At 60.2% G+C, this 664-nt stretch carries 1 protein-coding gene and 1 pseudogene; both read right to left on the bottom strand.

The window, feature by feature from the left end; translation table 11 throughout:
* Positions 1–471 (bottom strand): annotated as a pseudogene (locus BO1_RS56075) (RND family transporter); the annotation flags it as partial.
* Between the two features lie 54 nt (positions 472–525).
* On the bottom strand, positions 526–664 hold a 139-nt coding region (locus BO1_RS60065), incomplete at its 5' end, for a DUF1302 family protein (protein ID WP_156992824.1).

Raw genomic sequence — 664 nt, 5'->3', positions numbered from 1 at the left:
GCCCAGCGTGGTCGCATGGCGGATCTTCGCGACAATGTCTGGCGTGAGCTGGTCGGGCGTGATCGTGCCGGAGATGATCGGCTCGGCGCGAAAGCCTTCGTCGGTGATCTCGTTCACATAGGCGTTCGACGTCCAGAGCGACTGCACGCCGACACGGTCCACGTTCGGCAGATACGTGACCGCCTGGGTCACCCTGTACAGACGCGTGAGCCCTTCCTTCGTCCAGATCGAGCCCTTGCGCGCACGCACGACCACGGTGATGCGGTTCGCACCGAGCAGGTCGGAGCGGTACTTCTGGAAGGTCTGGATGTATTCATGGCCAATGGGCATCTGCTTTTCGAAGCCCGCATCCATGCGCAACTGCACGGCGAAGAAGGCCATCACGGCGGTGAACAGGCCGATGCTTACGAGCACCGCCGCGCGGTGGCCGAAGAAGCACCGTTCCAGATATTTGACCAGACGATTTAACACGGCGATTTCCCTTCAGGTGACTTCAGGCGATTCAATGACGTACGGAACCCGCCATCAGAAGTTCCGGGTGACGAACATCCCGACGAAATTTCGGTCTGCGTACGGCTGGCCGACCGTGTTGTGTCCACCCCAGAACAGCGTGTAGTTGATCCCCGCCTGCCACACGGTCGGGTTCTGGTTGAACAGCACATAA

It is taken from the genome of Paraburkholderia oxyphila NBRC 105797 (genome assembly GCF_000685075.1).
GTDB classification, from domain to species: Bacteria; Pseudomonadota; Gammaproteobacteria; order Burkholderiales; family Burkholderiaceae; genus Paraburkholderia; species Paraburkholderia oxyphila.
Note: the sequence above shows the minus strand (reverse complement) of the source record. Positions and strands in the feature narration are given on the sequence as shown.